General features: G+C 59.1%; 22 protein-coding genes. 20 read left to right on the top strand and 2 right to left on the bottom strand.

The genetic code is table 11. The features are described from left to right. Positions 1-109: 109 nt before the first annotated feature. The 13 genes from LPB405_RS01475 (at position 110) to LPB405_RS01415 (ending at position 13,696) form a co-directional block, all read left to right on the top strand. The gene (locus LPB405_RS01475) at positions 110-2,074 is read left to right on the top strand and encodes a glycosyltransferase family 2 protein (protein ID WP_219101661.1); all 1,965 of its coding nucleotides are present in this window, start codon (positions 110-112) and stop codon (positions 2,072-2,074) included. Then, positions 2,074-4,032, top strand: a complete 1,959-nt coding sequence (locus LPB405_RS01470; protein WP_219101660.1) for a polysaccharide biosynthesis protein — start codon at positions 2,074-2,076, stop codon at positions 4,030-4,032. The genes LPB405_RS01475 and LPB405_RS01470 overlap by 1 nt, the downstream gene beginning before the upstream one ends. 235 nt (positions 4,033-4,267) lie before the next feature. Then, positions 4,268-5,554, top strand: coding sequence for an MraY family glycosyltransferase (locus LPB405_RS01465; protein ID WP_049350328.1), 1,287 nt, complete (start codon positions 4,268-4,270; stop codon positions 5,552-5,554). Further along, positions 5,554-6,126, top strand: a complete 573-nt coding sequence (locus LPB405_RS01460) for a hypothetical protein (protein ID WP_219101659.1) — start codon at positions 5,554-5,556, stop codon at positions 6,124-6,126. The genes LPB405_RS01465 and LPB405_RS01460 overlap by 1 nt, the downstream gene beginning before the upstream one ends. A 28-nt stretch (positions 6,127-6,154) precedes the next feature. Continuing rightward, positions 6,155-6,415, top strand: coding sequence for a hypothetical protein (locus LPB405_RS01455; protein ID WP_012903763.1), 261 nt, complete (start codon positions 6,155-6,157; stop codon positions 6,413-6,415). A 111-nt stretch (positions 6,416-6,526) separates the two neighbouring features. Further along, a complete protein-coding gene (gene atpB, locus LPB405_RS01450; protein ID WP_219101658.1) occupies positions 6,527-7,318 on the top strand; it encodes a F0F1 ATP synthase subunit A in 792 nt (263 codons plus the stop codon). A 143-nt stretch (positions 7,319-7,461) separates the two neighbouring features. Beyond that, positions 7,462-7,665 (top strand): ATP synthase F0 subunit C, encoded by a 204-nt coding sequence (gene atpE / locus LPB405_RS01445; RefSeq protein WP_049350326.1) that lies wholly within the window; start codon positions 7,462-7,464, stop codon positions 7,663-7,665. Positions 7,666-7,716: 51 nt separating this feature from the next. Continuing rightward, a complete protein-coding gene (locus LPB405_RS01440; RefSeq protein ID WP_049326923.1) occupies positions 7,717-8,274 on the top strand; it encodes a F0F1 ATP synthase subunit B in 558 nt (185 codons plus the stop codon). Then, entirely contained in the window at positions 8,274-9,086 is an 813-nt protein-coding gene (locus LPB405_RS01435; protein WP_049350325.1) for a F0F1 ATP synthase subunit delta, read from the top strand. Before LPB405_RS01440 ends, LPB405_RS01435 begins: the two co-directional genes overlap by 1 nt. A gap of 187 nt (positions 9,087-9,273) precedes the next feature. Then, positions 9,274-10,899: a F0F1 ATP synthase subunit alpha gene (gene atpA, locus LPB405_RS01430; RefSeq protein ID WP_219101657.1), complete on the top strand. Its 1,626-nt coding sequence runs from the start codon at positions 9,274-9,276 to the stop codon at positions 10,897-10,899. A gap of 75 nt (positions 10,900-10,974) precedes the next feature. Beyond that, complete coding sequence (locus LPB405_RS01425) at positions 10,975-11,916, top strand: F0F1 ATP synthase subunit gamma (protein ID WP_219101656.1); 942 nt, start codon at positions 10,975-10,977, stop codon at positions 11,914-11,916. 56 nt (positions 11,917-11,972) lie between these two features. Continuing rightward, positions 11,973-13,436 (top strand): F0F1 ATP synthase subunit beta, encoded by a 1,464-nt coding sequence (gene atpD / locus LPB405_RS01420; protein ID WP_005507810.1) that lies wholly within the window; start codon positions 11,973-11,975, stop codon positions 13,434-13,436. A 2-nt stretch (positions 13,437-13,438) separates the two neighbouring features. Next, positions 13,439-13,696: an ATP synthase F0F1 subunit epsilon gene (locus LPB405_RS01415; protein WP_049354847.1), complete on the top strand. Its 258-nt coding sequence runs from the start codon at positions 13,439-13,441 to the stop codon at positions 13,694-13,696. 264 nt (positions 13,697-13,960) lie between these two features. On the opposite strand, the gene nucS is transcribed toward LPB405_RS01415, so the two are convergent. Then, positions 13,961-14,674 carry an endonuclease NucS gene (gene nucS / locus LPB405_RS01410; protein ID WP_219101655.1) on the bottom strand — a complete coding sequence of 238 codons (714 nt, stop codon included), beginning with the start codon at positions 14,672-14,674 and terminating at the stop codon, positions 13,961-13,963. Positions 14,675-14,860: 186 nt separating this feature from the next. On the opposite strand from nucS, the gene LPB405_RS01405 reads away from it, so the two are divergent. Next, positions 14,861-15,187, top strand: a complete 327-nt coding sequence (locus LPB405_RS01405) for an ATP/GTP-binding protein (protein WP_083297885.1) — start codon at positions 14,861-14,863, stop codon at positions 15,185-15,187. Between the two features lie 87 nt (positions 15,188-15,274). Beyond that, positions 15,275-16,093, top strand: a complete 819-nt coding sequence (locus tag LPB405_RS01400) for an alpha/beta hydrolase (RefSeq protein ID WP_219101654.1) — start codon at positions 15,275-15,277, stop codon at positions 16,091-16,093. Positions 16,094-16,277: 184 nt separating this feature from the next. Here the strand turns inward: LPB405_RS01400 and LPB405_RS01395 are convergent, their stop codons facing one another. Next, positions 16,278-17,564 (bottom strand): AI-2E family transporter, encoded by a 1,287-nt coding sequence (locus LPB405_RS01395; RefSeq protein ID WP_219101653.1) that lies wholly within the window; start codon positions 17,562-17,564, stop codon positions 16,278-16,280. Positions 17,565-17,870: 306 nt separating this feature from the next. Here LPB405_RS01395 and LPB405_RS01390 point away from each other — a divergent pair, with 306 nt between their 5' ends. From LPB405_RS01390 to LPB405_RS01370, 5 genes are all read left to right on the top strand, one after another. Continuing rightward, positions 17,871-18,884, top strand: coding sequence for a co-chaperone YbbN (locus LPB405_RS01390; RefSeq protein ID WP_219101652.1), 1,014 nt, complete (start codon positions 17,871-17,873; stop codon positions 18,882-18,884). A gap of 308 nt (positions 18,885-19,192) precedes the next feature. Then, complete coding sequence (locus LPB405_RS01385; RefSeq protein ID WP_219101651.1) at positions 19,193-20,176, top strand: ABC transporter ATP-binding protein; 984 nt, start codon at positions 19,193-19,195, stop codon at positions 20,174-20,176. Continuing rightward, the gene (locus LPB405_RS01380; RefSeq protein WP_219101650.1) at positions 20,152-21,828 is read left to right on the top strand and encodes a transporter; all 1,677 of its coding nucleotides are present in this window, start codon (positions 20,152-20,154) and stop codon (positions 21,826-21,828) included. The genes LPB405_RS01385 and LPB405_RS01380 overlap by 25 nt, the downstream gene beginning before the upstream one ends. A 303-nt stretch (positions 21,829-22,131) precedes the next feature. Then, on the top strand, positions 22,132-22,431 hold the full coding sequence (locus LPB405_RS01375) for a DUF3039 domain-containing protein (RefSeq protein ID WP_005506434.1): 300 nt from the start codon (positions 22,132-22,134) through the stop codon (positions 22,429-22,431). A 281-nt stretch (positions 22,432-22,712) separates the two neighbouring features. After that, the gene (locus LPB405_RS01370) at positions 22,713-24,500 is read left to right on the top strand and encodes a DEAD/DEAH box helicase (RefSeq protein WP_219101649.1); all 1,788 of its coding nucleotides are present in this window, start codon (positions 22,713-22,715) and stop codon (positions 24,498-24,500) included. Positions 24,501-24,729: the final 229 nt, after the last annotated feature.

Below are 24,729 nucleotides of genomic sequence, written 5' to 3'. Positions count from 1 at the left end.
CCACACGGTTGAATACCGCGGGCGCGAGAAACACCACAAGCGCCCAGTTCGGTATGGGTATATCGCGTATCGGCTGATTCAGGCGCATCGCGCCGTGGAGGGAGAACTTATGGCAGAAAAGTACAGCGACGTGACCGCTTTTGCCCAGCCTTCTTCCGATCAGTCTTCATCTTGCGATTCTTTGAACGAGTACCCCCGCACGGTTGCCGTGGTGGTGACCTATAACCGCGAGGACCTGCTACCGAAGACCCTGGCTGGTATCGCTTCGGGTGAGCGCGTGCCTACGGCGGTGGTGATTGTTGATAACGCCTCCACGGATGGCACCGCCGAGTATCTGCGCACCCTGGACTATGAGCTGCCGGTGGATTGCATCCGCCTGGAGAAGAACATGGGTGGTGCTGGCGGCTTTGCGGTGGGCATTGACCGTGCCCTGGAACGCCACAACCCGGACCTGGTGTGGGTTATGGATGATGACACCGAGCCAACCGAGAATACCCTGTCGGAGGCGGTTGCCGCCTGGCTGAACTATTCGCCGGTGCCTTCGCAGCGCCCCGCGGTGGTGGCATCTCGTGTGGTGTGGACGAACGGCGAGGACCACCCGATGAACACTCCGCGCACGATGTTTGCGGCGGGTCAGCAGCGTCATGCTCGTGCGCAGGCTGTGGGTGCCCGCCCGATTCGTAGCGCCTCGTTCGTGTCGATTCTGATGGATGCGCAGGCTATTCGCCGTAATGGTGGTTTGCCGATTGCTGAGTTCTTTATTTGGAATGATGACTTCGAGTTTTCGACTCGTCTGATTCATCACCGTGACGGTATTGCGGTGCCTTCTTCGGTGGCTAAGCACCACACGAAGACTTTTGGTACGACGAACGCTGACCCGGGCCCGCGTTTCTATAACGATGTGCGTAATAAGCTGTGGGTCTTTACCCGCTCGCGTACCCTGAACCCGCTGGAGAAGCTGCTGTATGGTGGCTCATCGGCGCGCCTATGGATTTCTACTGTCCTGCGTACCGATGACCGCCGCACTTACCTGGGGTATTTCCTCAATGGTGTGCGTGATGGTTTGCGTGCGCCTCGCCCGAATGCTCAGGTGCTTGAGGGTATTTACCCGCTGACTTTCCCCGGCCGCTACGGCGTGCCGGCTACTGCTAGTGCCGTTGAGGCTGAGAAGGCGCGCGGTTGCGTGAGCTCTGTACCCGATTTTTCGGTGCTAATGAGTGTGTACGCGAAGGAGAATCCCGCCTACTTGGATCAGGCGTTGGAGTCGAATCTTCTGAACCAGACGGTGCGTCCTTCTGAGCTGGTTTTGGTGAAGGACGGCCCGCTGACCCCCGAGCTGGATGCCGTGGTGGATCGTTGGGTTCAGCGCGCCGAGGATCTGGATTGCCCGCCGATTCGGGTGGTGGAGCTGGCTCAGAATGTTGGTTTGGCGGAGGCGCTGAATGCCGGTCTGCAGGCGTGCTCCTATGAGCTGGTGGCTCGTGCTGATTCTGATGACCTGTCTGAGCCGACTCGTTTTGCGCGTCTGATTCCTGCCCTGGTGCAGGGCGGCTACACGGTGCTGGGCTCTGCCATGCTTGAGGTGAATGAGAGCAATACTGCGGTGGAGTCGACCCGCGAGGCGATTGTTGATTCTGCGCGTCTGCTGCGCGCGATGGATTCGCGTAACCCGATTTATCACCCGTCTGTGGCGTTTGTGAAGAGCGCCGTGCAGCAGCTGGGCGGTTATGAGTTTGTGCCCGGCGCTGAGGATTGGTGGCTGTGGATGCGTCTGCGCGATGCCGGCTACCGTCTGGGTAATATCCCCGAGGCGCTGGTGCGTTACCGCGTGGGTGCGGGCGCGTACACGAAGCGCGGGGGAGTAGATGCCTGGTTGCAGGATCTGGCGATTCAGCGTCGCCTGTACACCGGTCACGGTATTTCTAAGCTTCAGTGGGCTCAGAACATGGCGGTGCGTAGCGTGTACCGTTTTGTGCCTGAGCAGGCGCGCCGTTCGGCGTTTCGTGCGTTGTCGTATTTGACGGCTCGTGCTTCTTCTCGTTCTTCTGGTACCGCATCTGAAGGAGGCATGTAGTGGCTCAGTTGAAACCTCACGCTCATGTGGTGATGCAGAAGGCTGCTCAGCGCGGCACGATGGTGACGGAGGGTGACTCCGGCACGATGCTGGTGAACCGCCTGTATGAGCGTAAGCCGTGGTGGCTGATTGCGCAGGCGCTGATTGATTCGAGCGCGTGGCTGCTGGCGGTTTTGTTCGCGTATATGCTCCGCTATAGTGTGCTGCTCAGCAACGGCTCGGTGTTCGATATTATTCACCCGGCGTCGTTGACGATGACCGCTACTTTGGCTGTGGTGTTGCATCTGGCTATTGGTCTGGCGGGCGTGAAGATTTATAACGGCGTGTATTCGTACGGTTCGTTTGACGAGTCATGGCGTGCCGGTGCGGCTGCTTTGAGTGCGGGCGCGGCGTTGACTGCTTTCTCCTTTGTGGATGAGCTGCTGGGTCTGCCGCATATTCCGCATAGTGTGCCTGCGATTGCGGCGGCATTTAGCCTGATTATGATGGCTGGTGCCCGTATGGCGAAGCGCGTGTACACTGAGCGCGGTGCGGTGCGTGAGCTGACCGGTGAGCCGGTGATTGTGTACGGTGCCGGTTTTATTGGCGGCATGGTCATGGATTCGATGCTGCATGACGAGGACGCGAAGCTTCGCCCGGTTGCGGTTTTCGATGATGACCAGCTGAAAGCTGGTACGAAGTTCCACGGCATTTCGGTGATTACGACGTACCGCGAGCTGGAGCAGGTAATTCGCGAGTCGGGTACCCGTAAGATTCTGGTGACGATTTCGGATATGCCGGAGGATTACTTCGAGTCCTTCTGTAACCGCATGCGTAAGCTTAAGGTTGAGGTTCAGCGTATTAGTAGTGCGAATGCTCGCCTGATGGGTGAGCGTCTGATTACTGCGAGCGATAACGACCTGATGCGCGTGATTCGTGGCGAGATTAACTACGATATTGACCGCGATATTCTGCGTTCGTACCTGCACGGTAAGCGTGTGCTGGTCACGGGTGCGGGCGGTTCGATTGGTTCTGAGCTGTGCCGTCAGATTAGCGAGTTTGAGCCTGAGACTCTCATGATGCTTGATCATGATGAGACTCTGCTGATGGAGACGAAGGTTTCGATTACTCACGAGTCGAGCCTGGATGATGACCGCATTATTCTGGCTGATATTCGTGAGGGCGATAACCTGCTGGAAATTTTCCGTGACCGTCGCCCTGAGGTTGTCTTCCACGCTGCGGCGTTGAAGCATGTGTCGGCGCTGGAGGCGTACCCCCAGGAGGCGTGGAAGACGAACGCCCTGGGCACTCTGAACGTGCTGCGTGCCGCGGAGGCTGTGGGCGTGAAGACCTTCGTGAACGTTTCGACCGATAAAGCTGCGGACCCGAAGACTGCACTGGGCCAGTCCAAGCGCGTGGCGGAGCGTCTGACCGCGTACTTTGGCGAGAAGACCGGCAACACTTACGTGTCGGTTCGTTTCGGTAACGTGTTTGGTTCGCGCGGTTCGATTAAGCCGCTCTTTACGAAGCAGATTCTTTCGGGTGGTCCGATTACCCTGACGGATAAGCGCGCGACCCGTTACTTCATGCTGATTACCGATGCCTGCCTGCTGGTGATGCTCGCCGGTGCAATTGGTCGCCCGGGCGAGGTCATGGTGCTGGACATGGGCCAGCCGGTCAAGATTCTGGACGTTGCGAAGGCGATGCGCCAGGCATATGAGCGGTATGACGTGGAGATCAAGGAGATTGGTCTTCGCAAGGGTGAGAAGCTGGATGAGACTCTCTTCGGCGGTACCGAGAAGCTGGTACCGAGTGAGGAGAACCGGTATATTTCCCGGTCGAGTGCCCCGGCACTTGACCCTGATGAGCTCGATTATGAGCGCTGGATTCAGAACTATCGGGAGCACAGCGGCTATGAGCGTCATGGCCTGGAGCGTGCCCCGGATCCGCGTACTCTGGCGGATGCACAGACGTTCTAATCTTTACGGAATGACACCGGATGCTGCACTTGCGTGGCAGGTGCGGCATCCGGTGTTTTTCTCTTGGCGCGGCGCTAGATTCTGTGTACGGCGCTAGATTCTGTGACGGTTAGCCCCGCATCGGTGAATAGTTTTATAGAATACGAAGTAAACACACACTACACACATATCGTCCCTTAGCCGCGATTCTGGAGTTTGGTTCCAGCTTCGACGGTGCCAATGCCTTGGAGCTGGTATGACCTCCTTTTCTGAGCTGTTGAGTATTTTTGCTCTTGCTTTTGTTTTGGGTGCCCTTTTGCCGTTTGCGGTGCGCCCGATTTTGCACCGCTACAACATGGTGGATGTTCCTAATGAGCGTTCTTCGCATACTGCTCCGACCTACCGCGGTATGGGTTTGGCGACTGCGGCTGCGACCTTTGTGGCGTTTGTGGCGGCTACCCTGTTCGGCTGGACGTACCGTTCTGCTGAGTCTTTGCAGCTGGCGGTGACGATTGCCGCGGCGATTCTGTGTGCTCTTGCCCTGGGCTGGCTTGAGGATATTCGCGGCGTGAGCATTGTGCGTCGTGCGGGCCTGCAGCTGGTGATTGGCGTACTGGTGAGCGTGAGCTTTGCGACGGTGCAGGGCACGAACATTCTGCTGCTGATTCTTGGCGCGATTTTTGTTGCCGGCTACATTAACGTGGCGAATTTTATGGACGGCATTAACGGTATTTCTGGTGCTCACGGTCTGGTGGCTGGTTTGGCGTATGCGCTGACCGGTTGGATGGTGAACCTTCCGTGGCTGGCTTTGGCTGGTGTGGCTGTTGCCGGTGCTTTTGCGGCGTTCCTGCCGTGGAATGTGCGCCCTGGTAAGAACGTGTTTTTGGGCGATGCGGGTTCTTATGTTTTGGGCGCGGCGCTGGGCACGTTGGCTGTGGGCGCGTGGTTTGCGGATGTTCCGTTCCTGTTGGCTTTTGCTCCGCTGATGACGTATCTGGCGGACGCGGGTACGACTCTGTTCCGTCGTTTTATGGCGGGGGAGCAGTGGTACAAGCCGCACCGTACTCACACTTATCAGCGTCTGACGGATGTTGGTTTCAGCCACCTTGGTTCGACCGCCGTGGTGACCGGTACGACCATTCTGGTGTGGGTGCTGCTGGCGTTTGCCTCTGATTTGTTTGCTTCGGGCGCCGTGCTGGCGGCTGTTGGTGTGGTTCTTGTGGCTCTTGCCGTGCTGGTGGTGTACCTGCGTATGCCGCAGCTCTTTGGCGGTGAGGCACCTACTTCTGCGATTGACCTGTCGAAGCGCTTTGCGGCGGATTCGAAGGGTTCGGCGCCGAAGGCGAAGTCGGCAACTGCAGAGCCTGCTACCGGCTCTTTGACCTCGGCAACTGGTGTTCCTGCGACTCCTGAGAATGTGGAGCCGACCTCGCTGCATCCGGAGCCGATCATGCCGGATTCGGTGAAGGATCGTGCGGGTCAGCCTTCTTCTGCTTCCTCTTCTTCGACGCAGTCTAATCAGAATCGTGGGGAGAAACACTAATGACTTCTGAACACTCTAAACCTTCAGCTGAGGTTCCTGCTGAGCCTCTCTGGAGGCGCGTGGTGGACGTTCTGTGGTATCCGCCGGCGGAGCGTAGGCGGCAGCAGAAACGCCGCCGAGAGCGTGCTCAAGCAGGTTTGAAGGCCTCTTCTTTCGAGAGCGAGGAGCTTTCCTGGAAATTTTTGTTCTACAGGGTATCGGCTTACTCTCTGCTGGCTTGGTTGGGCGGTATGATGAGTGCGTACCTGTTTGCGGGCCCCGTGGGCGCGCTAGGAATAACATTGGGCTTTCTGATAATCTATATATGCTTCACTCTGGGCGTATTAGTTATGTTGGTTGCTCCCATTTTCGACTGGGGTGTACCCAAATCGCTGGTGGTGAGCTACCTCGTGAAGATTGCTCTGCTCGGTCTGGTATTGATGTTTGTGCCGTTCCCCGAGAACTTGAGGCACGGTTGGACTCTCGCAGGCGCATGTACCGGCGTGATTCTGTGGATTGTTATTGAAACAGTCAGCATCGCACGACTGAGAATTCTATACTTCGACACCGATCTGGAAGACCATGGTCGGTAACGCGATTGGTGTTTGAAAGGAAATACGTTTGGCCGAAGAGAAGAAGTGGTGGGACGGAGATAAAAAGCTCCGCACTACCGGAGAATTGGTGTCTGACGGAGGGCTCTCCGGTGCAGTCATGTCGATTCTCTATCTGATCATCGGTATAGCAGTGTGGGGCGGCATCGGTTACCTCGGTGACCTGGTCTTCTCCACCACCTGGCTGGTGTGGGTTGGTGTCTTGATTGGCGCTATCGGAGGTTTGACCCTCGTCTTTACCCATATGACCAGGCAGAATAAAGACCGCTAGGTCATTGAACGCGGACCGCTAGGTCACACATTCATCCATGTAGTTAGCATGTCAGTCGTTTATAGGCAGACATGGGCTCTTGAAGCCACTAGTAGCAAGAAAGGACTTGCTTTGATCGAGAACGGGTTGATCCTCGCGGAAGCCTATGTGCCGCCGACCCCCGAAGACATGCATCTGCCCCCCTTCTTCACCATTGGTGATTTCGCTTTCGGTAAGCAGAACGTACTGATTCTGCTGTCCGTGGTGATTATCGCGGTCTTCTTCCTCACCGCAGCACGTAAGCGCGCCATGGTTCCCGGCAAGACTCAGTTCATCGCTGAGTCCGGCTACATGTTTGCTCGTAACTCCCTCGGTAAGGAAACCCTGGGCGTACAGCACTACAAGCCGTTCGTGCCGATTCTGTTCGCCTCCTTCTTCTTCGTTCTGGTGAACAACCTCTACGGTTCGATTCCGTTTGTTCAGTTGCCCACCTTCTCGCACTCCGGTAGCGCCTACGCGCTGGCTGGCGTAGCGTACCTGACCTGGGTTGGTGTTGGTATCAAGCGCAAGGGCTTGGGCGGCTTCTTCAAGGACATCACCATGCCTTCGGGTCTGCCGGTGTGGATCTACCCCATCCTGATCCCGATCGAGTTCTTCTCGAACCTGCTGATTCGTCCCGCAACTCACGCACTGCGTCTCTTCGCGACCATGTTCGGTGGTCACCTGGCGCTGATGGTTGCATCCAGCATGGTGACCTACATGGTTGAGACTCTGGGTGGCATCGGCTACCTGGCTGCTATTGCTCCCGGTGCTCTGGGCATATTCCTGTACTTCCTGGAATTCATGATTCAGTGCATCCAGGCTTATGTGTTCGCTCTGCTGCTGGCTGTGTACCTGCAGGGCTCGGTTTCCGAGGGACACTAAACTCTCTAGTTTTTTAGGTTTTCGCGTTCGTCATTGGGCGTGAATAAAGCAACCCACACGTTCACTGTGCGGGCTATTAACTCAAATCAAACTCTGTTCGGTCCGGGTATGTTCCCGGTCGAACACTGTTGAAAGGAAAAATAATGGTTGGTTCCATCACTGCGGTTGGCTACGGTCTGGCAGCTATTGGCGGCGGCATCGGCGTGGGTCTGATCTTCGCGGCATACATGACCAGCGTTGCTCGTCAGCCCGAGTCCCAGAAGACCCTGCAGCCCATGCTGTTCATGGGCTTCGCACTGGTCGAGGCACTGGCAATTCTGGGCCTGGTTCTCGTCTTCATCAAGTAACCGGCTCTGCCACATCCTAAACGACCCATCCCATAGAACAGGATTCCCTCCATGATTTATCTGGCAAGCGAAGGGGGAGCGGAGGCAACTTCGAACCCCCTGATTCCCGACGTCGGGGAAATTGTCATTACCCTCATCGGATTCCTGATCCTCTACTACATCGTTGCTAAGTACGTTGTCCCGGCGTTCGAGAAGATCTACCAGGACCGTAAGGAAGCAATCGAAGGTGGCCTTGCCAAGGCCGAGAAGGCACAGGCAGAGGCTGCAGCGGCTCGCGATGAGTACACCCAGCAGCTCGAAAGCGCTCGACTGGAGGCTCAGAAGATTCGTGAAGAGGCACGCGCAGAGGGCGAGGCAATCATTGCCGATGCTCGCGAGCGTGCAACCGCTGAGGCTCAGCGCATTAGCGATAATGCGGCAAAGGCTATCGAGGCAGAGCGTGCGGCAGCAGCAGTGTCCCTCCGTTCCGAGGTTGGCACTCTTGCTACCACCCTTGCCGGCAAGATTGTGGGCGAAGCCCTCAACGATGATGAGCGATCGGCCCGTGTGGTAGATCGTTTTCTTGCTGACCTTGAAACCGAGAAGCAGAACGCAGGTGCGGCTCGGTAATGGCAGGAGTATCTACTGAATCACTGAGCAAGGTGGAAGAGGTGCTGGAAGCTCACGCTTCCCTGCAGCCCCTGAACCTGGCGAGCGAGCTTTTCGCTGTGGTTGATGTTCTCGACCACAACGGCACCCTGCGCCGTGCTGTCACCGATTCTTCGCGTGATGCAGCAGCACGTCAGGGTATCGCTAACACCGTCTTCGGCGGCAAGATCTCTTCTCAGGCTATGGCTGTGTTCACCAATGCGGTGGCTCAGCGCTGGTCTGATGATGCTGATCTGGCGAATGCCCTGGAGCGTGCAGCAGTGCTCGCCGTGACCGCATCGGCTCAGTCTCGCGGTGGCGTGGACGCCCTGGACGAGGTACTCAACGAACTACTCACCTTTGTGCGTACCGTTGATTCCAACGCTCAGGCGCAGGAAGCGCTGTCCGACCATCAGGCAAGCAAAGAAGCAAAGAAGAAGCTCGCCGTGGCGCTCGGTGGCCCCGCCACCACCGCCGAAGGTGTGCTTCTGCTCGAACGAGTTGGCTCCAACCCCCGCGGCCGTCACGCTGCACGGGTAGCCGATGAGTTCGCAGAAATCATCGTCACGCGACAGAACCGTTACATTGCGCGAGTAACTAGCGCGATTGCGCTGTCGCAGGCACAGCTTGAACGTCTCGGTCGCGCGCTCAACGCCGTGTACGGCCGTGAGCTGAAGCTCGACGTTTCGGTGGACCCCGCCGTTCTGGGCGGTCTGCGTGTTCAGGTGGGCGACGAGGTGATCGACGGTACCGTCGAGACCCGCATGTCCGACCTGGCTCGTTCCATCGGCTAGCGGCTCAAGCTAGCGACGCTGAACCGTTCGTCGCAACGGTGATTTAGAAGATACCTCGGGTAGCGGGTGCGTGGCAGATGCCTCCTTCGCAGAAGCAGTGGCATTGCCCGCCCGTTCAACCCGAATTGCAAGTTTCGGTTGGTTCCGTTGACGGAACGCAACCACAATGAGAGAGCAGGGACACAAGATGGCCGAACTGACCATCAATGCCGAAGATGTCCGTAATGCGCTGAACGAGTTTGCAGCGTCTTACGAACCCGGCAATGCAGAACGTGTTGAGGTGGGTCGAGTTGTATCGGCCTCCGACGGTATCGCTCGTGTCGAGGGCCTTCCCTCGGTTATGGCGAATGAGCTGCTTCGTTTCGAAGACGGCACCCTCGGCCTCGCACAGAACCTGGATACCCGCAATATTGGTGTGATCGTCCTGGGCGACTTCACCGGTATTGAAGAGGGCCAGGTCGTACACCGCACCGGTGAGGTCCTCTCGGTGCCCGTTGGCGACGCGTACCTCGGTCGCGTTGTTGACCCCCTCGGTAACCCGATCGATGACCTGGGCCCCATTGAGGCTGAAGGTCGCCGCGCACTGGAGCTGCAGGCTCCCGGCGTGACCCAGCGTAAGTCGGTTCACGAGCCGCTGCAGACCGGTCTGAAGGCAATCGACTCGATGATTCCGATTGGTCGCGGTCAGCGTCAGCTGATTATTGGTGACCGCCAGACCGGTAAGACCGCTATTGCGATCGACACCATTCTGAACCAGAAGGACAACTGGGCTTCGGGCGACCCCGAGAAGCAGGTTCGATGCATCTACGTGGCTGTTGGCCAGAAGGCATCCACCATTGCAGCTGTCCGCCACACCCTTGAGACTCGCGGCGCGCTGGAGTACACCACCATCGTGGCATCTCCCGCATCCGACGCAGCAGGCTTCAAGTACCTGGCACCCTACACCGGTTCGGCTATCGGCCAGCACTGGATGTACGGTGGCAAGCACGTCCTCATCATCTTCGACGACCTGTCGAAGCAGGCAGAAGCATACCGCGCTGTGTCCCTGCTGCTGCGCCGCCCGCCGGGACGTGAAGCATACCCCGGTGACGTCTTCTACCTGCACTCCCGCCTGCTGGAGCGTTGCGCTAAGCTCTCCGACGACCTGGGCGCAGGCTCGATGACCGGCTTCCCGATCATTGAGACCAAGGCAAACGACGTTTCCGCCTTCATTCCGACCAACGTCATCTCCATTACTGACGGCCAGATCTTCCTGCAGTCCGACCTGTTCAACGCTAACCAGCGTCCGGCAGTCGACGTCGGTATCTCCGTCTCCCGTGTTGGTGGTGCCGCACAGACCAAGGCTATGAAGAAGGTCTCCGGTACCCTGAAGCTGGAGCTGGCACAGTACCGTGCTATGGAAGCGTTCGCAATGTTCGCATCCGACCTGGACGACGCAACCAAGGCACAGCTGACCCGCGGTTCTCGCCTGACCGAGCTGCTGCGTCAGCCGCAGTACACCCCGTACGCAGTTGAAGAGCAGGTTGTCTCCATTTGGGCTGGTACCTCCGGTCACCTCGACGACATTGAGGTTTCCGACGTGCTGCGCTTCGAGGAAGGCTTCATCGAGTACCTGCGTCACAAGACCTCGGTACTGACCGATATCGCTTCCTCCGGCAAGCTTGAGGATGACACCGTTGCCGCGCTGAAGACCGCAGTTGCTGACTTCAAGCAGGGTTTCAAGTCTGAGGGCAGCAGCCACCTCGTCGACGCAGGTCACGAGGAGCACAAGGCAGCTCGCGATAGCGACATCACTCAGGAAACCATCGGTTAGCGATTAGTCCTCGCCTTCTCCCCGCCTCAGCTATGAGGCTGGGGCGGGGCAGAAAGCAAGGAGAAAGGAAGCTCTATGGGAGCCCAGATTAGGGTTTACCGACAGAAGATTGCTTCGACGTCGTCTATGAAGAAGATCTTCAAGGCGATGGAGATGATCGCGACCTCCCGCATTAACAAGGCTCGTAACGCTGCTCAGGCAGCCGGCCCCTACGCGAACGCTCTGACCCGCATGGTGACTGCGGTTGCGACTCAGCATGGCATCAAGCACCCGCTGATTCACAAGCCGCACGAGTTCGGAACCTACGAACACCGCCGCTCCGCAATCCTGGTTGTCACCAGCGACCGCGGCCTGGCAGGTTCGTACTCCTCCGCTATCCTGCGTCGTACCGAATCTCTGATTGAGAGGCTGCGCTCTAACGGCCAGGAGGTACAGCTGTACCTGGTTGGCCGTAAGGCAAAGGCTTACTTCGAGTTCCGTGAGCGCCCCTACGCCCGTGCGTGGGAAGGCCACACCGATGCACCTCGCGTCGAAACTGCCGTCGAGATTCGTGACGCGCTGCTCGAAGCCTACGAACTGCCCTTCGAAGAGGGCGGCGTGGACGAACTGCACATCGTGTACACCGAGTTCAAGTCGATGGTTGTTCAGGAACCCAAGATCCTGCGTCTGCTGCCCATTCATGTGGGCGATGCAAAGGAAATGGGCGAGGAAATCGTTCCCGATCAGGAACTGACCAAGGCTGAGTACGAGCAGGCGGCATCCTTCGAGTTCGAGCCCTCCGCCGAGGAAGTGCTCAACGCGCTGTTGCCGCGCTACATTGCATCGCGTATCTTCTCCTGCCTCCTGCAGGCAGCAGCAAGTGAGCTGGCATCCCGCCAGCGCGCAATGAAGACCGCAGGTGACAACGCTGAGACGCTGATTACCAAGTACACCCGTTTGATGAACAACGCACGTCAGGCGGAAATTACTCAGGAGCTCTCCGAAATCGTGGGCGGCGCAGACGCCCTCGGCTCCTAGTACTTGTACGCCAACGAAGCCATCAACTGTCCAAACTTTCTAAGTAAGTGAGAAATATGACTGCCACCTACAACGAATCGGTCTCCGCACCGACTCAGGGCGCAACGGGTCGTATTGCCCGCGTCATCGGCCCCGTGGTCGACGTCGAGTTCCCCGCCGGTCAGGTCCCCGAGATTTACAACGCTCTGACCACCGAGCTGACCCTCGACGGTCGCACCCGCACCATCACCTTCGAGACCGCACAGCACCTGGGCGACTCGATCGTTCGCGCTATCTCCCTGCAGCAGACTGACGGCCTGGTCCGCGGTCAGGCTGTAGTCGACACCGGCGCACCGATCTCCGTCCCCGTTGGTGACGGCGTGAAGGGCCACATTTTCAACGTTCTCGGTGACGCACTCGACGTGCCGAACTCCGAGATCAAGGCTGACACCTACTGGCCGATCCACCGTGCCGCTCCCGGCTTCGCAGAGCTGGAAGGCTCCACCGAAATGCTGGAGACCGGTATTAAGTCCATCGACCTTCTGACCCCCTACATCAAGGGCGGTAAGATTGGTCTGTTCGGTGGTGCAGGCGTGGGTAAGACCGTGCTGATCCAGGAAATGATTACCCGTGTGGCTCGTAACTTCGGTGGTACCTCCGTGTTCACCGGTGTTGGCGAGCGTACCCGTGAGGGTAACGACCTGTGGGTCGAAATGGAAGAAGCAGGCGTTCTGAAGGACACCGCTCTTGTGTTCGGCCAGATGGATGAGCCCCCGGGAACCCGTCTGCGCGTGGCACTGACCGGTCTGACCATGGCGGAGTACTTCCGCGATGTTCAGAACCAGGACGTGCTGCTGTTCATCGACAACATCTTCCGTTTCACTCAGGCAGGTTCTGAGGTTTCCACCCTGCTGGGCCGCATGCCCTCCGCAGTGGGTTACCAGCCGAACCTGGCGGACGAAATGGGTCTGCTGCAGGAGCGTATTACCTCCACCCGCGGTCACTCCATCACCTCCATGCAGGCAATTTACGTGCCTGCGGATGACTACACCGACCCGGCGCCGGCAACCACCTTCGCGCACCTGGATGCGACCACCGAGCTCTCTCGTGAAATCGCATCGCGCGGTCTGTACCCGGCAATTGACCCGCTGTCCTCCACCTCCCGAATTCTGGACGCACAGTACATCGGTCAGGAGCACTACGACACCGCAATTCGCGTGAAGGCTATTCTGCAGGAAAACAAGGAACTGCAGGACATCATCGCGATTCTGGGTGTGGACGAGCTCTCCGAGGAGCAGAAGATCGTCGTGGCACGTGCACGTCGTATCGAGCAGTTCCTCTCCCAGAACACCTACACTGCAAAGCAGTTCACCGGTGTCGAGGGTTCGACCGTTCCGCTGAAGGACACCATCGAGTCCTTCCAGATGATCTGCAACGGTGATGTGGACCACATCCCCGAGCAGGCGTTCTACAACATTGGTGGTATGGACGACGTTATGCGCCGCTACGAGGAAATCAAGGCACAGACTGGAGCTAAGTAATCATGGCTCTGAAAGTTGAAGTTGTTTCCCGCGAACGCGTCGTGTGGACTGGCGAAGCGAACTACGTTCGTGCACGCTCCGTCAGCGGTGACCTCGGCATCCTGCCGGGTATGATCCCCACCTGCACGCTGCTGGCACAGGACGGCGAGCTGCTCATTGAACCTGTTGAGGGTGAGACCATTAAGACCATCCTCAACGCAGGTTTCTTGACTGTCTCGAACGATCACGTGACCATCGCTGCAAAGCACGCACAGATCTAAAGTCGGTTCTCCGTAAGGGGAATTGACCGCTGTGTACACCTCGCCGGTGTTCCACCCTGAAAGGGGAGAGGCACCGGCGTTTGGTGTATCTGGGGTAGAGCGTGTGCCCAGAAAGAGCGCGCGTGCAGAACGACAGCGTGCATAGAAAGATGATGCGCAGAAAGATCGGTATACGCAGAAAAGGGGCGCCTCCCATGTATCGGGAGGCGCCCCTCAAGCTATGTGTAGCCGCTTAGCTAGAGCCGTTTAGAACAGGCCGGTCAGCTAGAACAGGCGGTCAGCCGAATCGTCCACGCCGCGCATCGCGTCGTAGTCCAGGCTCACGCAGCGGATACCGCGGTCCTCAGCCAGGGTACGAGCCTGCGGCTTAATCGTCTGTGCCGCAAACACGCCGCGCACCGGTGCCAGCAGCGGGTCACGGTTGAGCAGCTCCAGGTAACGGGTCAGCTGCTCCACACCGTCAATATCGCCCACACGCTTGAGCTCGACCGCCACGGAGACGCCGTGCGCATCCTTCGCCATGATGTCTACCGGACCGATAGCGGTCGGGTACTCGCGGCGCACCAGCGAATAGCCCTCACCGAGAGTGTGGATCTGTTCGGCAAGCAGACGCTGCAGATCAGCCTCCACACCGTCCTTAATGAGGCCGGGGTCAACACCCAGGTCGGTGGTGTACTCGTGCTCAATCTTGTAGATACGAATCATGAGGCGGTCATCGCTCTTAGCCGCCTGAACGGTCCACAGCTGCTGAACATCAGACTCCAGGTCCTCACGGATGCTCTGCGGAACGTCCTCACGCTCAGCCACCAGCAGGGAGCAGGGAGGGCTCATCCAGTTCAGAGGCTTGTAAGAACCGCCGTCGGAGTGAATGAGGACGGAGCCGTCATTCTTGACCATCAGCAGGCGGGTAGCGCGGGGCAGGTGGGCGCGGAGGCGGCCCTCATAATCTACGGAGCATTCAGCAATGACAATACGCATCCGTCTACTCTAGCAGGTACGAGTGTTTGGCTCTAGCAGGTGAGGGTATGAGCTAGGGAACCCGTGCTTGGTACAGGTTGGGTTACAGAGCGGGGGAGTACCGCCTCAGAATGAGGAAGAGCGCAGAGCGAACAGCGGCAGAGCCGGTAGGTAGAGATAGCTGAGTGGCGCGGTAGAATAGGGCTCATGGCACGTAAGAATCATCCCGGCAGGCGAGCATCCGGCACCACCAGCGATAAGTGGCACCGTCAAGCACCCGCAGGGCGTGATATCAGCAGGATTCTCGACCCAGCGCCCCGACTGGAACGTGACCGATACGGTGACTGGCTGGTGCAATACATTGCAGCCGTCAACGCCCAAAAAACCTACACCTGCCCCGAATGCTACCGCCCGATTCCGCCCAGAACAGCGCATCTGGTGGTGTGGCAAGAAAGCCACACGATGGGCCGTAGCCGCGCCATTGATGAGCGCAGGCACTGGCATCAGCATTGCTGGCGCACCCGCCGTAAATAGGCTGAACACTGCACTTAAAGTGCAGCCCAAGACCCAAGACCCTAGACCCTAGTCCACATTCTCGAATCCAATTCTTGAAGGAACGCAATGAGCAACACCGCCGATATCACCCGCGAGCAGGAATTCGATCCCGCCCGCTACGTCTTCAGCACCGCCGCTGAACCCACCCCCATTAAGGCACGTACCGTCCTGCCTGCACGCCGCGAGAACTTCACCGTCACCACCGCGGACGGCAAGCGCCTCGTCGGTGAACTTGCCCTGCCCGAAGGTGAAGTCAAGGCAACCTTGGTGACCTTCCACCCGCTGCCCACCCACGGCGGCTACATGGACTCGCACGTGTACAAGAAGGCGTCCTTCCGCCTGCCGGCGCTGTCGAACATTGCGGTGTTGCGTTTCAACACTCGCGGTACCTCCTCGATTCGCGGCACCAGCGAAGGCGTCTTTGACGGCGGCTTTGCCGAGAAGAAGGACTTCGACGCAATCCTGAAGTTCGTGCGCGAGCGCGCCCTGCCGAACCCCTGGCTGGTCGGCTGGTCCTTCGGCACCGAGCTGGTGCTCAAGTACGCGCCCGAATACGCGAATGAGTTCACCGGCGCTATTCTGCTCTCCCCGCCGTTGCACCGCGTGCACCCGGCTGAGCTGGACGAGTGGAACAAGATCTCGAACCCGCTGTACGCGCTGGTGCCTGAGCACGACGACTACCTGCAGCCTCCGGCGGCGCGTGAGCGTTTCGCGGCTGTACCGCGCACTCAGGTGATTCCCTTTGAGGGATGCAAGCACCTGTGGGTGGGTGAGAAGTCCGTACAGCAGGTTTTGAACACTGTGGTCAGCATCGTGACCGGTGTACCCACCGAGCTACCCACCGAGTACAGCGGCCCGGTGGCAGAAGAAATCACTGAGCTCTAAAGGTTCGGCATAAAAATACTGCGTAAAAATATTAAGGCGGCGGCTTTGGATAGAACATCCAAAGCCGCCGCCTTTTGTCTTAAATGCCTGCTCGGTGGAAGAAACAGGGAACGCGTAGAGAACCTAGAAATGACTGCAGTTGGGAGGTGACTACAGCTGGGAGGTGACTACAGCTGGGAGGTGACTACAGCTGATCTTGGCGAGGAATGAACACCTCACGCACCAGAATCAGCATGGAAGCTGCCACCGGAATAGCAATCAGCGCACCCAGCACGCCCCAGAGCGCGCCACCGGCAGCCACCGAAATAATCGCAACACCGGCAGGAACCGAGACAGCGCGAGCCATAATACGTGGAGAAATCAGGTACGCCTCCACCTGCAAGTACAGGAAGTACGCCACCGCAAACCACAGCGCCAGACTCCAGTCCTGAGTCAGCAGAATCAGCGAGGTCAAAATCAGCGCAATCACGCCACCAACCAGCGGAATGAACGCCAGAATCATAACGACCAAAGCCATCAACTGCGGGAAGCTAAAGCCCAAGAACAACATTATGAAGAATGCGAAGAGGGCGTTCAGAATGGCTACCATCGCCTGACCCATCACGTAGTTACCCACCGACTCAGTAATCTTGTCGGTAATGTACTTGACGCGCACACGCTTAGACGCCGGCGCCAGACGCACACCCCACGCCTTAATCGTGTCCATCGATGTGAGGAAGTACAGGGACAGGAACAGCACAATAATCACGCCGGTCACGCTCTGCGCCAGGGTAGAACCCGCAGAAACCAGGCTCGACATGAAGCTATTGACCTGCGACGAAGAGAACGTCGACTCCAAGAACTTCGGGACGTTCTCATTCACCCAGGTGCTGATGTCAAAACGCTGATCAAGCTCGTGGTACCAATCAGAATCAATCGTGTTCTGATAAATACCCGGCGCGTACTGAACAAACTTAGACGCCTGCTCGCTAATGACCGGGCCAATCGTCATGACCAGGCCGGTCACAGCGCCAGCAAAACCAGCAAGCACAGCAATCACGCCGATACCGCGCTTAATGCCCCAAGACTCCAGGCGGCGCACAATCGGGTCCAGACCCAGAGCAATGAAAATAGCGCCGGTCACCCAACCCACCAGGGCACCTACATTATTGAAAATGTAGTAGGCGAAGAGCGCCAGACCCACGCCCACGGTCATGAGGAAACCAAAAGCGACCGGGTTATGCATCATCGAGGTCTTGCCGTTGCCGACCACCTTCGGTGCGGGAGGCGCATCCTCAGAAGCGGAGGGGACCACCGGAATGGTATCTGTAGGAGGCATGGACGCGCGGCGGCGCTTGGAACGCACCTGGCTAATGCTCTCGGTTATCTCGCTGAAGGTCTCCGTTAGCTGATCGGTGAGGGATTCCTTCTTGCGTGTCTCGGAGGACGATGTCGTCTCTTCGGGAGCTGCTGAGGGTTTCTTCTCGCTCATGCTCTTCCTTTCCGGAACATTTCCGGGTATTTTTTCTCTACTGTGCCATTCTACCGGCTGGTTTACTTTGTTACGGCGTCAGCAGTGAAGCCCAAGGGCGAATCCCAGGGCAGGGGAGCGCAAGTGGGAGAGGTATCTGCGCGCTGTTCAAGGATTAGCCTAAGCGCTAGTCCCGGCATGAGCTCAGAGCGTAGGCGGCAGGGAACGCGCGCTCGCAACGGCGCGTTGTGGGGATAATAGAGGAAGGAACGCGTGAAGGATCTAGCCCGCACGCAAGAATAGGTACAGAACGTAAAGGAGCCCAGGATGAGCATTATTTTTGATCCGGCAGACCGCGGCGCATCCCAGAACGCGGCACAGGGTAACGTTGCCCAGGGTGGTGCAGCACAGAACGGGGCAACGCAGGAGATTCCCGCCTCCGTACGCAACGCCATGGAACTGAACCCCAACGCGGCACAGAACGCAGCGACACAGTCTGCTGGCGCACAGGGCGGCGTGCAGACCCCCTCTGCTCCCACCTGGCGCTACGAGGTCAACACCCCCGAAGAGTTTCAGAAGTTCGTGCAGCTCTCTAGCCAGGGTGCCGTGATTTTTGCGCTCTACGCACCGCACTCGCCTTCCTCCCTGCAGATGCTCGAAGGCGTGCAGAAGCTCGTCGACTCCGCAGCAGGCACCATGATTTGCGCCGCCGTGGATGTCACCAAGCTCCCCGAAGCAGCCCAGGCATTCGGCGTGAGCGGCGTGCCCGCGGGCGTTGCCGTTCTGGCGGGTCGCCCGGCACCGATTTACACCGGCCCGGTCAGCGCAGAAGACCTCGGCGATGTGCTCTCCCAGGTTCTGCAGCTCGCGGCACAGTACCAGCTGCCCGGCGGCTTCGACCCGGTCGTTCCCGAAAATGAAAAGCCCCTGCCGCCCCTGCACGCAGAAGCTGTCGCCGCCCTCGACCGCGGCGACCTGGAGGGTGCCCGCGCCGCATACCGCAAGGCAATTGCCGAGAACCCCGGCGATAAGGAAGCGAAGCTCGGCCTGGAACAGGTCGAACTGCTCGCCCGCGTGAAGGACCTGGACATGGCAACCGAACGCGCGGCGGCCGCGGCAGACCCCATGAACATTGATGCCGCATTCAACGTAGCCGACCTGGACCTGGTCGGTGGCCACGTGGAGGATGCATACAACCGTCTGCTGCGCCTGTTCAGCGCGGTAGGTCCCGACGATAAGGCGCGCGTGCGCGAGCGCCTCGTGCAGCTCTTCGACGTGGTGGGTGCATCTGACCCGCGCACCGTCAAGGCGCGTGCGGCACTGACCATGGCGCTGTTCTAAAAATAGCTGTCACCCGGGAAACATCATGAGCCGGTCTAGCTAGCTCTGGCTAATCTAGGCGGCTGAAACGTTGAATACGGACGGGCTATCGTCTACCCACGCACTCGTGCTGTGGGGTAGGCGGTAGCCCGTTCTGTGTTTGTGGTTTTGAGGTGGGGGAGAGCAGAAACCCTAACCTGTCTGATAGCGCGCCAGGACGCTACGCATAGCACCCGGGAATGTCCATATTATGCGTTGTGAGTACTTAATAATGCAGGTTTCATCACCAAACCTGCTAGACCTCATGGGGGGGGTGGTAGGGTGAAAATATGAACACTAGTCACTTTCCCCAGGACCCGAACCCGCAAGAACCAGGTTCACCGCAGAACCCGGTACAAGAGACCGCAATAGAGGCAGTACCCGCCGCGGCAACACCCCAGGCTGTAACCCCAGAAGCCGCAAACCGCGAGCCTGCAGCTCCGGAAGCTGTCGTTCCCGCGTCGGTAGCACCGCAGCTACCCGTCACCCCGCAGGCCGCACCGACTGCTGGCGCCCGCCCCGCTATCGAAATCCGCGGCCTCACCAAGGCATTCGGTCAGAAGGTCGCCGTCGACCGCATTAACCTGGATATCCCCTCCGGATCCTTCTACGGGTTGGTCGGCCGCAACGGCGCCGGTAAAACCACCACCATCTCCATGGTCACCGGCATGCTCAAGCCCAATGAAGGCACCGCCTACGTGCGCGGCATCGACATGTGGGCCGACCCGCTCAAAGCCAAAGCGCACCTGGGTGTGCTGCCCGACGGCGTGCACCTCTTCGACAAGCTCACCGGTGAACAGCTCATCACCTACTCCGGCTACCTGCACGGGATCGATAAGGAAACCGTTGCCTCCCGCGTCAAGGACCTGCTCGCGGCCATGGACCTGACCGACGCTGCGGGTCGTGCCGTCGCCGACTACTCAGCCGGTATGACCAAGAAGATTGCGCTCGCCGCCGCTCTCGTTCACGCGCCCTCCGTGCTGATTCTGGACGAGCCCTTCGAGGCGGTCGACCCGGTTTCTGCCGCTAATATTCAGGACATTCTGCGTGGCTTCGTTGCCTCCGGCGGTACCGTCATTATCTCCTCGCACGTGATGGACCTTGTCCAGCGCCTGTGTGACCACGTAGCCGTCATGGACTCTGGCCGTATTCTCGCCGCCGGAACCGTCGACGAAGTACGCGCCGGCGTGAGCCTTGAAGAACGATTTGTGCAGCTGGTCGGTGGCCGCACCTCCTCGGAAGGATTGTCATGGTTGGGCACCTCGTCTCACTAAAGTGGCAGTATGTGCTCGCTTCCTTCCGCCGAAGCATCTGGGCGCTCATTGGCCTAATTTTTGCGGCGCTTTATGCGGGTGGTATGCTCTTCGGCCTCGGCTCCGCATACGTTATCGCTAACTCGGAGGTACCCGAATACGGTCAGCTCGGCGCCCTCCTTGTAGGCACCGTTGTGGCGCTCGCCTGGGCTATTGTCCCCATTTTCTTTAGCGGACTGGACGGCACCCTGGACGAGAGCCGATTCGTGCTCTTCCCCATCAAGCCCTCCACCCTGCAGAAGGGCCAGTTCCTCGGCGGGTTCGTGGGTATCCCCGGCATTGCCAGCATCATTGCCGTGCTGCTGGGTGCGATCGCGTTTATATCGCAACCGCTCGCGCTGGTCGTGTACCTCATCTGCTGCGTGCTCGGCCTTGCGAACCTCATGGTGTGGGCTCGTCTCGCCAACCGCCTGGGCATGGCGCTGAATGATAACCCGCGCATCGCCAACACCCTGATGATCGTTGCCATGCTACTGATGATGAGCGCCGGCTTTATCTTCGGTGGAACGATAACCTACCTGACCAAGCACTGGGAAGAGGTGCTGCCCTACCTGCCGTGGCTGGGCGTGACGCCCTTCGGTTCCGCGTTTGCTGTGCCCTACTTTATGGCGACCGGCAATATGGGTGTTGCCCTTGGCTGCCTGGCTCTGACCCTCGTCTACCTGGCTGGCGGATGGTGGCTGTGGGGTAAGAACCTGGCACGCTCCATGGCGAATGTGGGCGGTAGCGCCCACCACGCGAGCGCAGCTGAAGTCGCCGCGGGTGATTTGGGTCTGTTGGCACGGTTCCCCGCAACCCCGCGTGGTGCCGTGGCGGCACGAACCCTGCACTCATTTCTGAAAGACAACCGTCTGCAGCTGCTGACCGCAAGCACCGCCATGCTTTACCTGATACTGACGGTGGCTATGCCCCTGTTCCTGAGCTCTGTAGGCTCCTTCGAAAGTCGGGCCAGTTTTAACGGCGTCAACGCGGCTGAAGCTAACCAGATCATCAATAGCGGCGTGATGCAGCTCTTCGGATTCTGGATGTACTTCTGCACCGTCTTCACCGGCTACTACATGTGCTACCTCGTCTCCTACGACAACACCGCATTCAGCCTGCACGTGCTCTCCCCGCTACGCGGTATTGACGATCGTCTCGGCCGTCTTTGGGGTTACAGCATCCTGATGGTTCCGATCGTGGTGGTGATGGTGTTCGTCGCCTCAGCGGCAAATGGACACCTGGAGCTTTTCCCCATCGTGCTGATGCACCAGCTGGGCGTGCTCGCCGCAGCGGCTGGTATGGGCAGCGTGATGGACACCTTCATTAGCCCGCCCGTGGCGCCTCCGGGTGCTAACCCGTTCAAGAACCCGAAGAACAATGAGGGCTTCGCTAATCAGTTGCTGCTCATGCTCACCGTAATTCTGGTGATGCTCAGCGCGCTACCCGGCGGTATCTCGGTTGTTGTGTACATTTTCGTGACCCAAGATCTACTAACCCTCGTCTTCGGTGGCTTGATTCAGCTCCTGATTGGTGCCGCACTGCTCGTGGGTGGCGTGGCGTGGGGCGGTCACCGCTACGACAAGGTCAGCTCCAAGATGCTGGAACGCGTGGCACGTTTCCAGGCGAACTAACAAGAGTCGAAGCTCCAGCACATCAGGAATAAAAGAGAAGGGTTCCGTGTTAGGTACTAAGCCTGGCGCGGAACCCCTTTTCTATGCTTCTATGCCGCCCGAAATTCTAGCCCCGAACTTCTAGCGGAAAGAAGCTCACCGCAATACCTAAGAGTCTATGGTTGAGCTGTGGCCTGCCTCCATATTGACCGCCCGGGGGCTCGGCACCTCCCAACTGCTACTAAAATAGAGAAGGCGCCAATCACCCAACCGTGCAGCGGCACCCCTCACCCTATGTATCCCACCTCATCATCAAGGAGAAACATGAGCTCGATCGAAGGCATCGAAGACCCCTTTGGCCCCGGAACCGCAGGCGGCACCGCCCTGCTCGAACGCGAAGAAACCCAGCTTTCTGAACCCGGCGACCACGAGCGCTTCTCCCACTATGTACGCAAGGAAAAGATCCTCGAATCGGCGCTGACCGGTGAACCTGTACGTGCCCTCTGCGGCAAAATGTGGGTACCCGGCCGCGACCCGCAGAAGTTCCCCGTCTGCCCCCAGTGCAAGGAAATCTACGAAGGCCTGGCACCGGGCAACGACGGTGACAACGGCTCCGGCGAGTAATACGCGCCAGGCGACACGCCTGAGACAAATACGCATCAGGCAACACACCTCAGACAATACGCCTGAATAAATACGAATAAATAACACGCAACAGTAGCAAGACTCAACGGCCCCAACACTGCTCATGAGACTTTGCTGACGAGCACCAAATTCTTGCACCACAGCCCGGCAATAACCCGCGGATGTGGTGCTAGAATTTAACCTCGCTGTGCCCGGCGGGCATCAGCCGTCCAGAGCCTAACCCGCCGCAACAGCAGATGCAGACGAGGAAGAAGGAGAGAATGAGCGCACCCGCAGAGGAACCCACCCTATTCGACAGTATGGTGAAGCCGAAGCTCTCCCCGGCATACCCCGACCGCGCCCCCTGGGGTACTTCCGTCAGCCTGCGCGCCTGGCAGGCCGAGGCCATGCAGAAGTACTTCGAAAAGAACCCCCGCGACTTCATGGCCGTGGCAACCCCCGGCGCGGGTAAAACCACGTTTGCGCTGACCCTCGCCAAGGAACTATTCAACCGCGGCACGGTCCGCCAGCTCATCGTTGTGGCGCCCACCGACCACCTAAAAAAGCAGTGGGCAGACGCCGCAGCGAAGGTCGGTATTCCCATTGACCCGAACTTCAAGAACGCGGATGTGACCATCAGCCGCCACTACAAGGGTGTGGCGCTGACCTACGCGCAGGTGGCGAATAAGCCGCAGCTGCACGCCCGCAACACCGAGGCGACGAAGACCCTCGTGATTTTTGACGAGATTCACCACGCCGGCGACTCCCTCTCCTGGGGTGACGGCCTGCGCGAGGCATTCGACGATGCGACCCGCCGCGTGGCGCTGACCGGTACCCCGTTCCGTTCGGACACCTCCCCGATTCCGTTCGTCACCTACGAGGTCGACAATGACGGTATCCGCCGCTCCAAGGCAGATTACTCCTACGGTTACGGCCCCGCGCTGAAGGACCACGTGGTGCGTCCGGTCATCTTCATGGCCTACTCGGGCCAGATGCGTTGGCGCACCTCCGCCGGTGAGGAAATGGCGGCAAACCTCGGCGAAGGCTTCACCAAGGACATCACCTCCCAGGCGTGGCGAACCGCCCTCGACCCCAACGGCGAATGGATTCCGACCGTGCTCGCGGCAGCCGACAAGCGCCTGACCGAGGTGCGCCGCACCGTGCCCGACGCCGGTGCGCTCGTCATCGCAACCGACCACGCGGACGCCAAAGCCTACGCCGAACAGATCCAGAAAATCACCGGCGAATACCCCGCCGTGATCCTCTCTGACGACCGTGAAGCCTCCGCGAAAATCGACGAATTCCGTGAAGGCATGCAACGCTGGATGGTTGCCGTGCGCATGGTGTCCGAAGGTGTGGACGTGCCCCGCCTCGCCGTGGGCGTGTACGCCACCAGCACCAGCACCCCGCTGTTCTTCGCGCAGGCTATCGGACGTTTCGTGCGTGCCCGCAAGCGCGGCGAAACCGCATCCGTGTTCCTGCCCTCGGTGCCGCAGCTGATGATGCTCGCCAACGACATGGAGGTCGAGCGCGACCACGCCCTCGACCGCGGCGCGCCCCAGGAAATCGACCCCATGGTTGAGGGCCTGGACGATCACCTGCTCGAGGAAGCAAACCGGGAGGAGCGCGCCTCCGAGCAGCTGGCACGCGGTAAGTTTGAGGCGCTCGGCTCCGAGGCGTCCTTCCACGGTGTGCTGTTCGACGGTGCCGAGTTCGCCTCCGGCAACCTTGCCGTGGGTAGTGAGGAGGAACAGGACTTCCTGGGTATTCCGGGTCTGCTGGACGCCGAGCAGGTGGGTACGCTGCTGCGTGCGCATCAGCGTGAACACGCGGCACGCCGCCCGGCGACTGCGGCACCTTCGGTGGTGGATCACCGCCAGCTGAAGGCGCTGCGCAATAAGCTAGCGAAGAACGTGGCGGCGTGGTCGATTCGTTCGGGTCAGCCGCACGGCGTGATTCACAACGAGCTGCGTAAGATTTGCGGCGGCCCGGCGGTCGCGCAGGCTTCTGCGGAGCAGATTCAGGCGCGTATCGATAAGCTATCGGACTGGTTCGTGGGCCGACGCTAGAACGTGGATAGAACATAGGGGAAAGCCCCGCGGGTGTGCGCTCGCGGGGCTTCTCGTGTGCATAAAATGCAGAATGTTGGGTATGAGGCGCCATAATCATGGCAGCGCAGAGACGGAACGTGTAGCCTAGTGTGGGAAAGGTCTTTAGAACACACGGCATGGTCGCCGAGTTCAGGGGACTTTCCAATGATGCGCAGCATATAGGTCTATGCTGAGCCATCAAAACTTT

It is taken from the genome of Rothia mucilaginosa (assembly GCF_019334805.1).
GTDB lineage: Bacteria > Actinomycetota > Actinomycetes > Actinomycetales > Micrococcaceae > Rothia > Rothia mucilaginosa_C.
This window is presented reverse-complemented; position numbering and strand designations above follow the sequence as displayed.

Excerpts from the sequence above, each read along its gene's own strand:
- LPB405_RS01475 (WP_219101661.1), top strand. The coding sequence starts at position 110 with ATGGCAGAAAAGTACAGCGACGTGACCGCTTTTGCCCAGCCTTCTTCC.
- LPB405_RS01465 (WP_049350328.1), top strand. The coding sequence starts at position 4,268 with ATGACCTCCTTTTCTGAGCTGTTGAGTATTTTTGCTCTTGCTTTTGTT.
- LPB405_RS01460 (WP_219101659.1), top strand. The coding sequence starts at position 5,554 with ATGACTTCTGAACACTCTAAACCTTCAGCTGAGGTTCCTGCTGAGCCT.
- atpE (WP_049350326.1), top strand. The coding sequence starts at position 7,462 with ATGGTTGGTTCCATCACTGCGGTTGGCTACGGTCTGGCAGCTATTGGC.
- LPB405_RS01440 (WP_049326923.1), top strand. The coding sequence starts at position 7,717 with ATGATTTATCTGGCAAGCGAAGGGGGAGCGGAGGCAACTTCGAACCCC.
- LPB405_RS01435 (WP_049350325.1), top strand. The coding sequence starts at position 8,274 with ATGGCAGGAGTATCTACTGAATCACTGAGCAAGGTGGAAGAGGTGCTG.
- atpA (WP_219101657.1), top strand. The coding sequence starts at position 9,274 with ATGGCCGAACTGACCATCAATGCCGAAGATGTCCGTAATGCGCTGAAC.
- LPB405_RS01425 (WP_219101656.1), top strand. The coding sequence starts at position 10,975 with ATGGGAGCCCAGATTAGGGTTTACCGACAGAAGATTGCTTCGACGTCG.
- atpD (WP_005507810.1), top strand. The coding sequence starts at position 11,973 with ATGACTGCCACCTACAACGAATCGGTCTCCGCACCGACTCAGGGCGCA.
- LPB405_RS01415 (WP_049354847.1), top strand. The coding sequence starts at position 13,439 with ATGGCTCTGAAAGTTGAAGTTGTTTCCCGCGAACGCGTCGTGTGGACT.
- nucS (WP_219101655.1), bottom strand. The coding sequence starts at position 14,674 with ATGCGTATTGTCATTGCTGAATGCTCCGTAGATTATGAGGGCCGCCTC.
- LPB405_RS01405 (WP_083297885.1), top strand. The coding sequence starts at position 14,861 with ATGGCACGTAAGAATCATCCCGGCAGGCGAGCATCCGGCACCACCAGC.
- LPB405_RS01400 (WP_219101654.1), top strand. The coding sequence starts at position 15,275 with ATGAGCAACACCGCCGATATCACCCGCGAGCAGGAATTCGATCCCGCC.
- LPB405_RS01395 (WP_219101653.1), bottom strand. The coding sequence starts at position 17,564 with ATGAGCGAGAAGAAACCCTCAGCAGCTCCCGAAGAGACGACATCGTCC.
- LPB405_RS01390 (WP_219101652.1), top strand. The coding sequence starts at position 17,871 with ATGAGCATTATTTTTGATCCGGCAGACCGCGGCGCATCCCAGAACGCG.
- LPB405_RS01385 (WP_219101651.1), top strand. The coding sequence starts at position 19,193 with ATGAACACTAGTCACTTTCCCCAGGACCCGAACCCGCAAGAACCAGGT.
- LPB405_RS01380 (WP_219101650.1), top strand. The coding sequence starts at position 20,152 with ATGGTTGGGCACCTCGTCTCACTAAAGTGGCAGTATGTGCTCGCTTCC.
- LPB405_RS01375 (WP_005506434.1), top strand. The coding sequence starts at position 22,132 with ATGAGCTCGATCGAAGGCATCGAAGACCCCTTTGGCCCCGGAACCGCA.
- LPB405_RS01370 (WP_219101649.1), top strand. The coding sequence starts at position 22,713 with ATGAGCGCACCCGCAGAGGAACCCACCCTATTCGACAGTATGGTGAAG.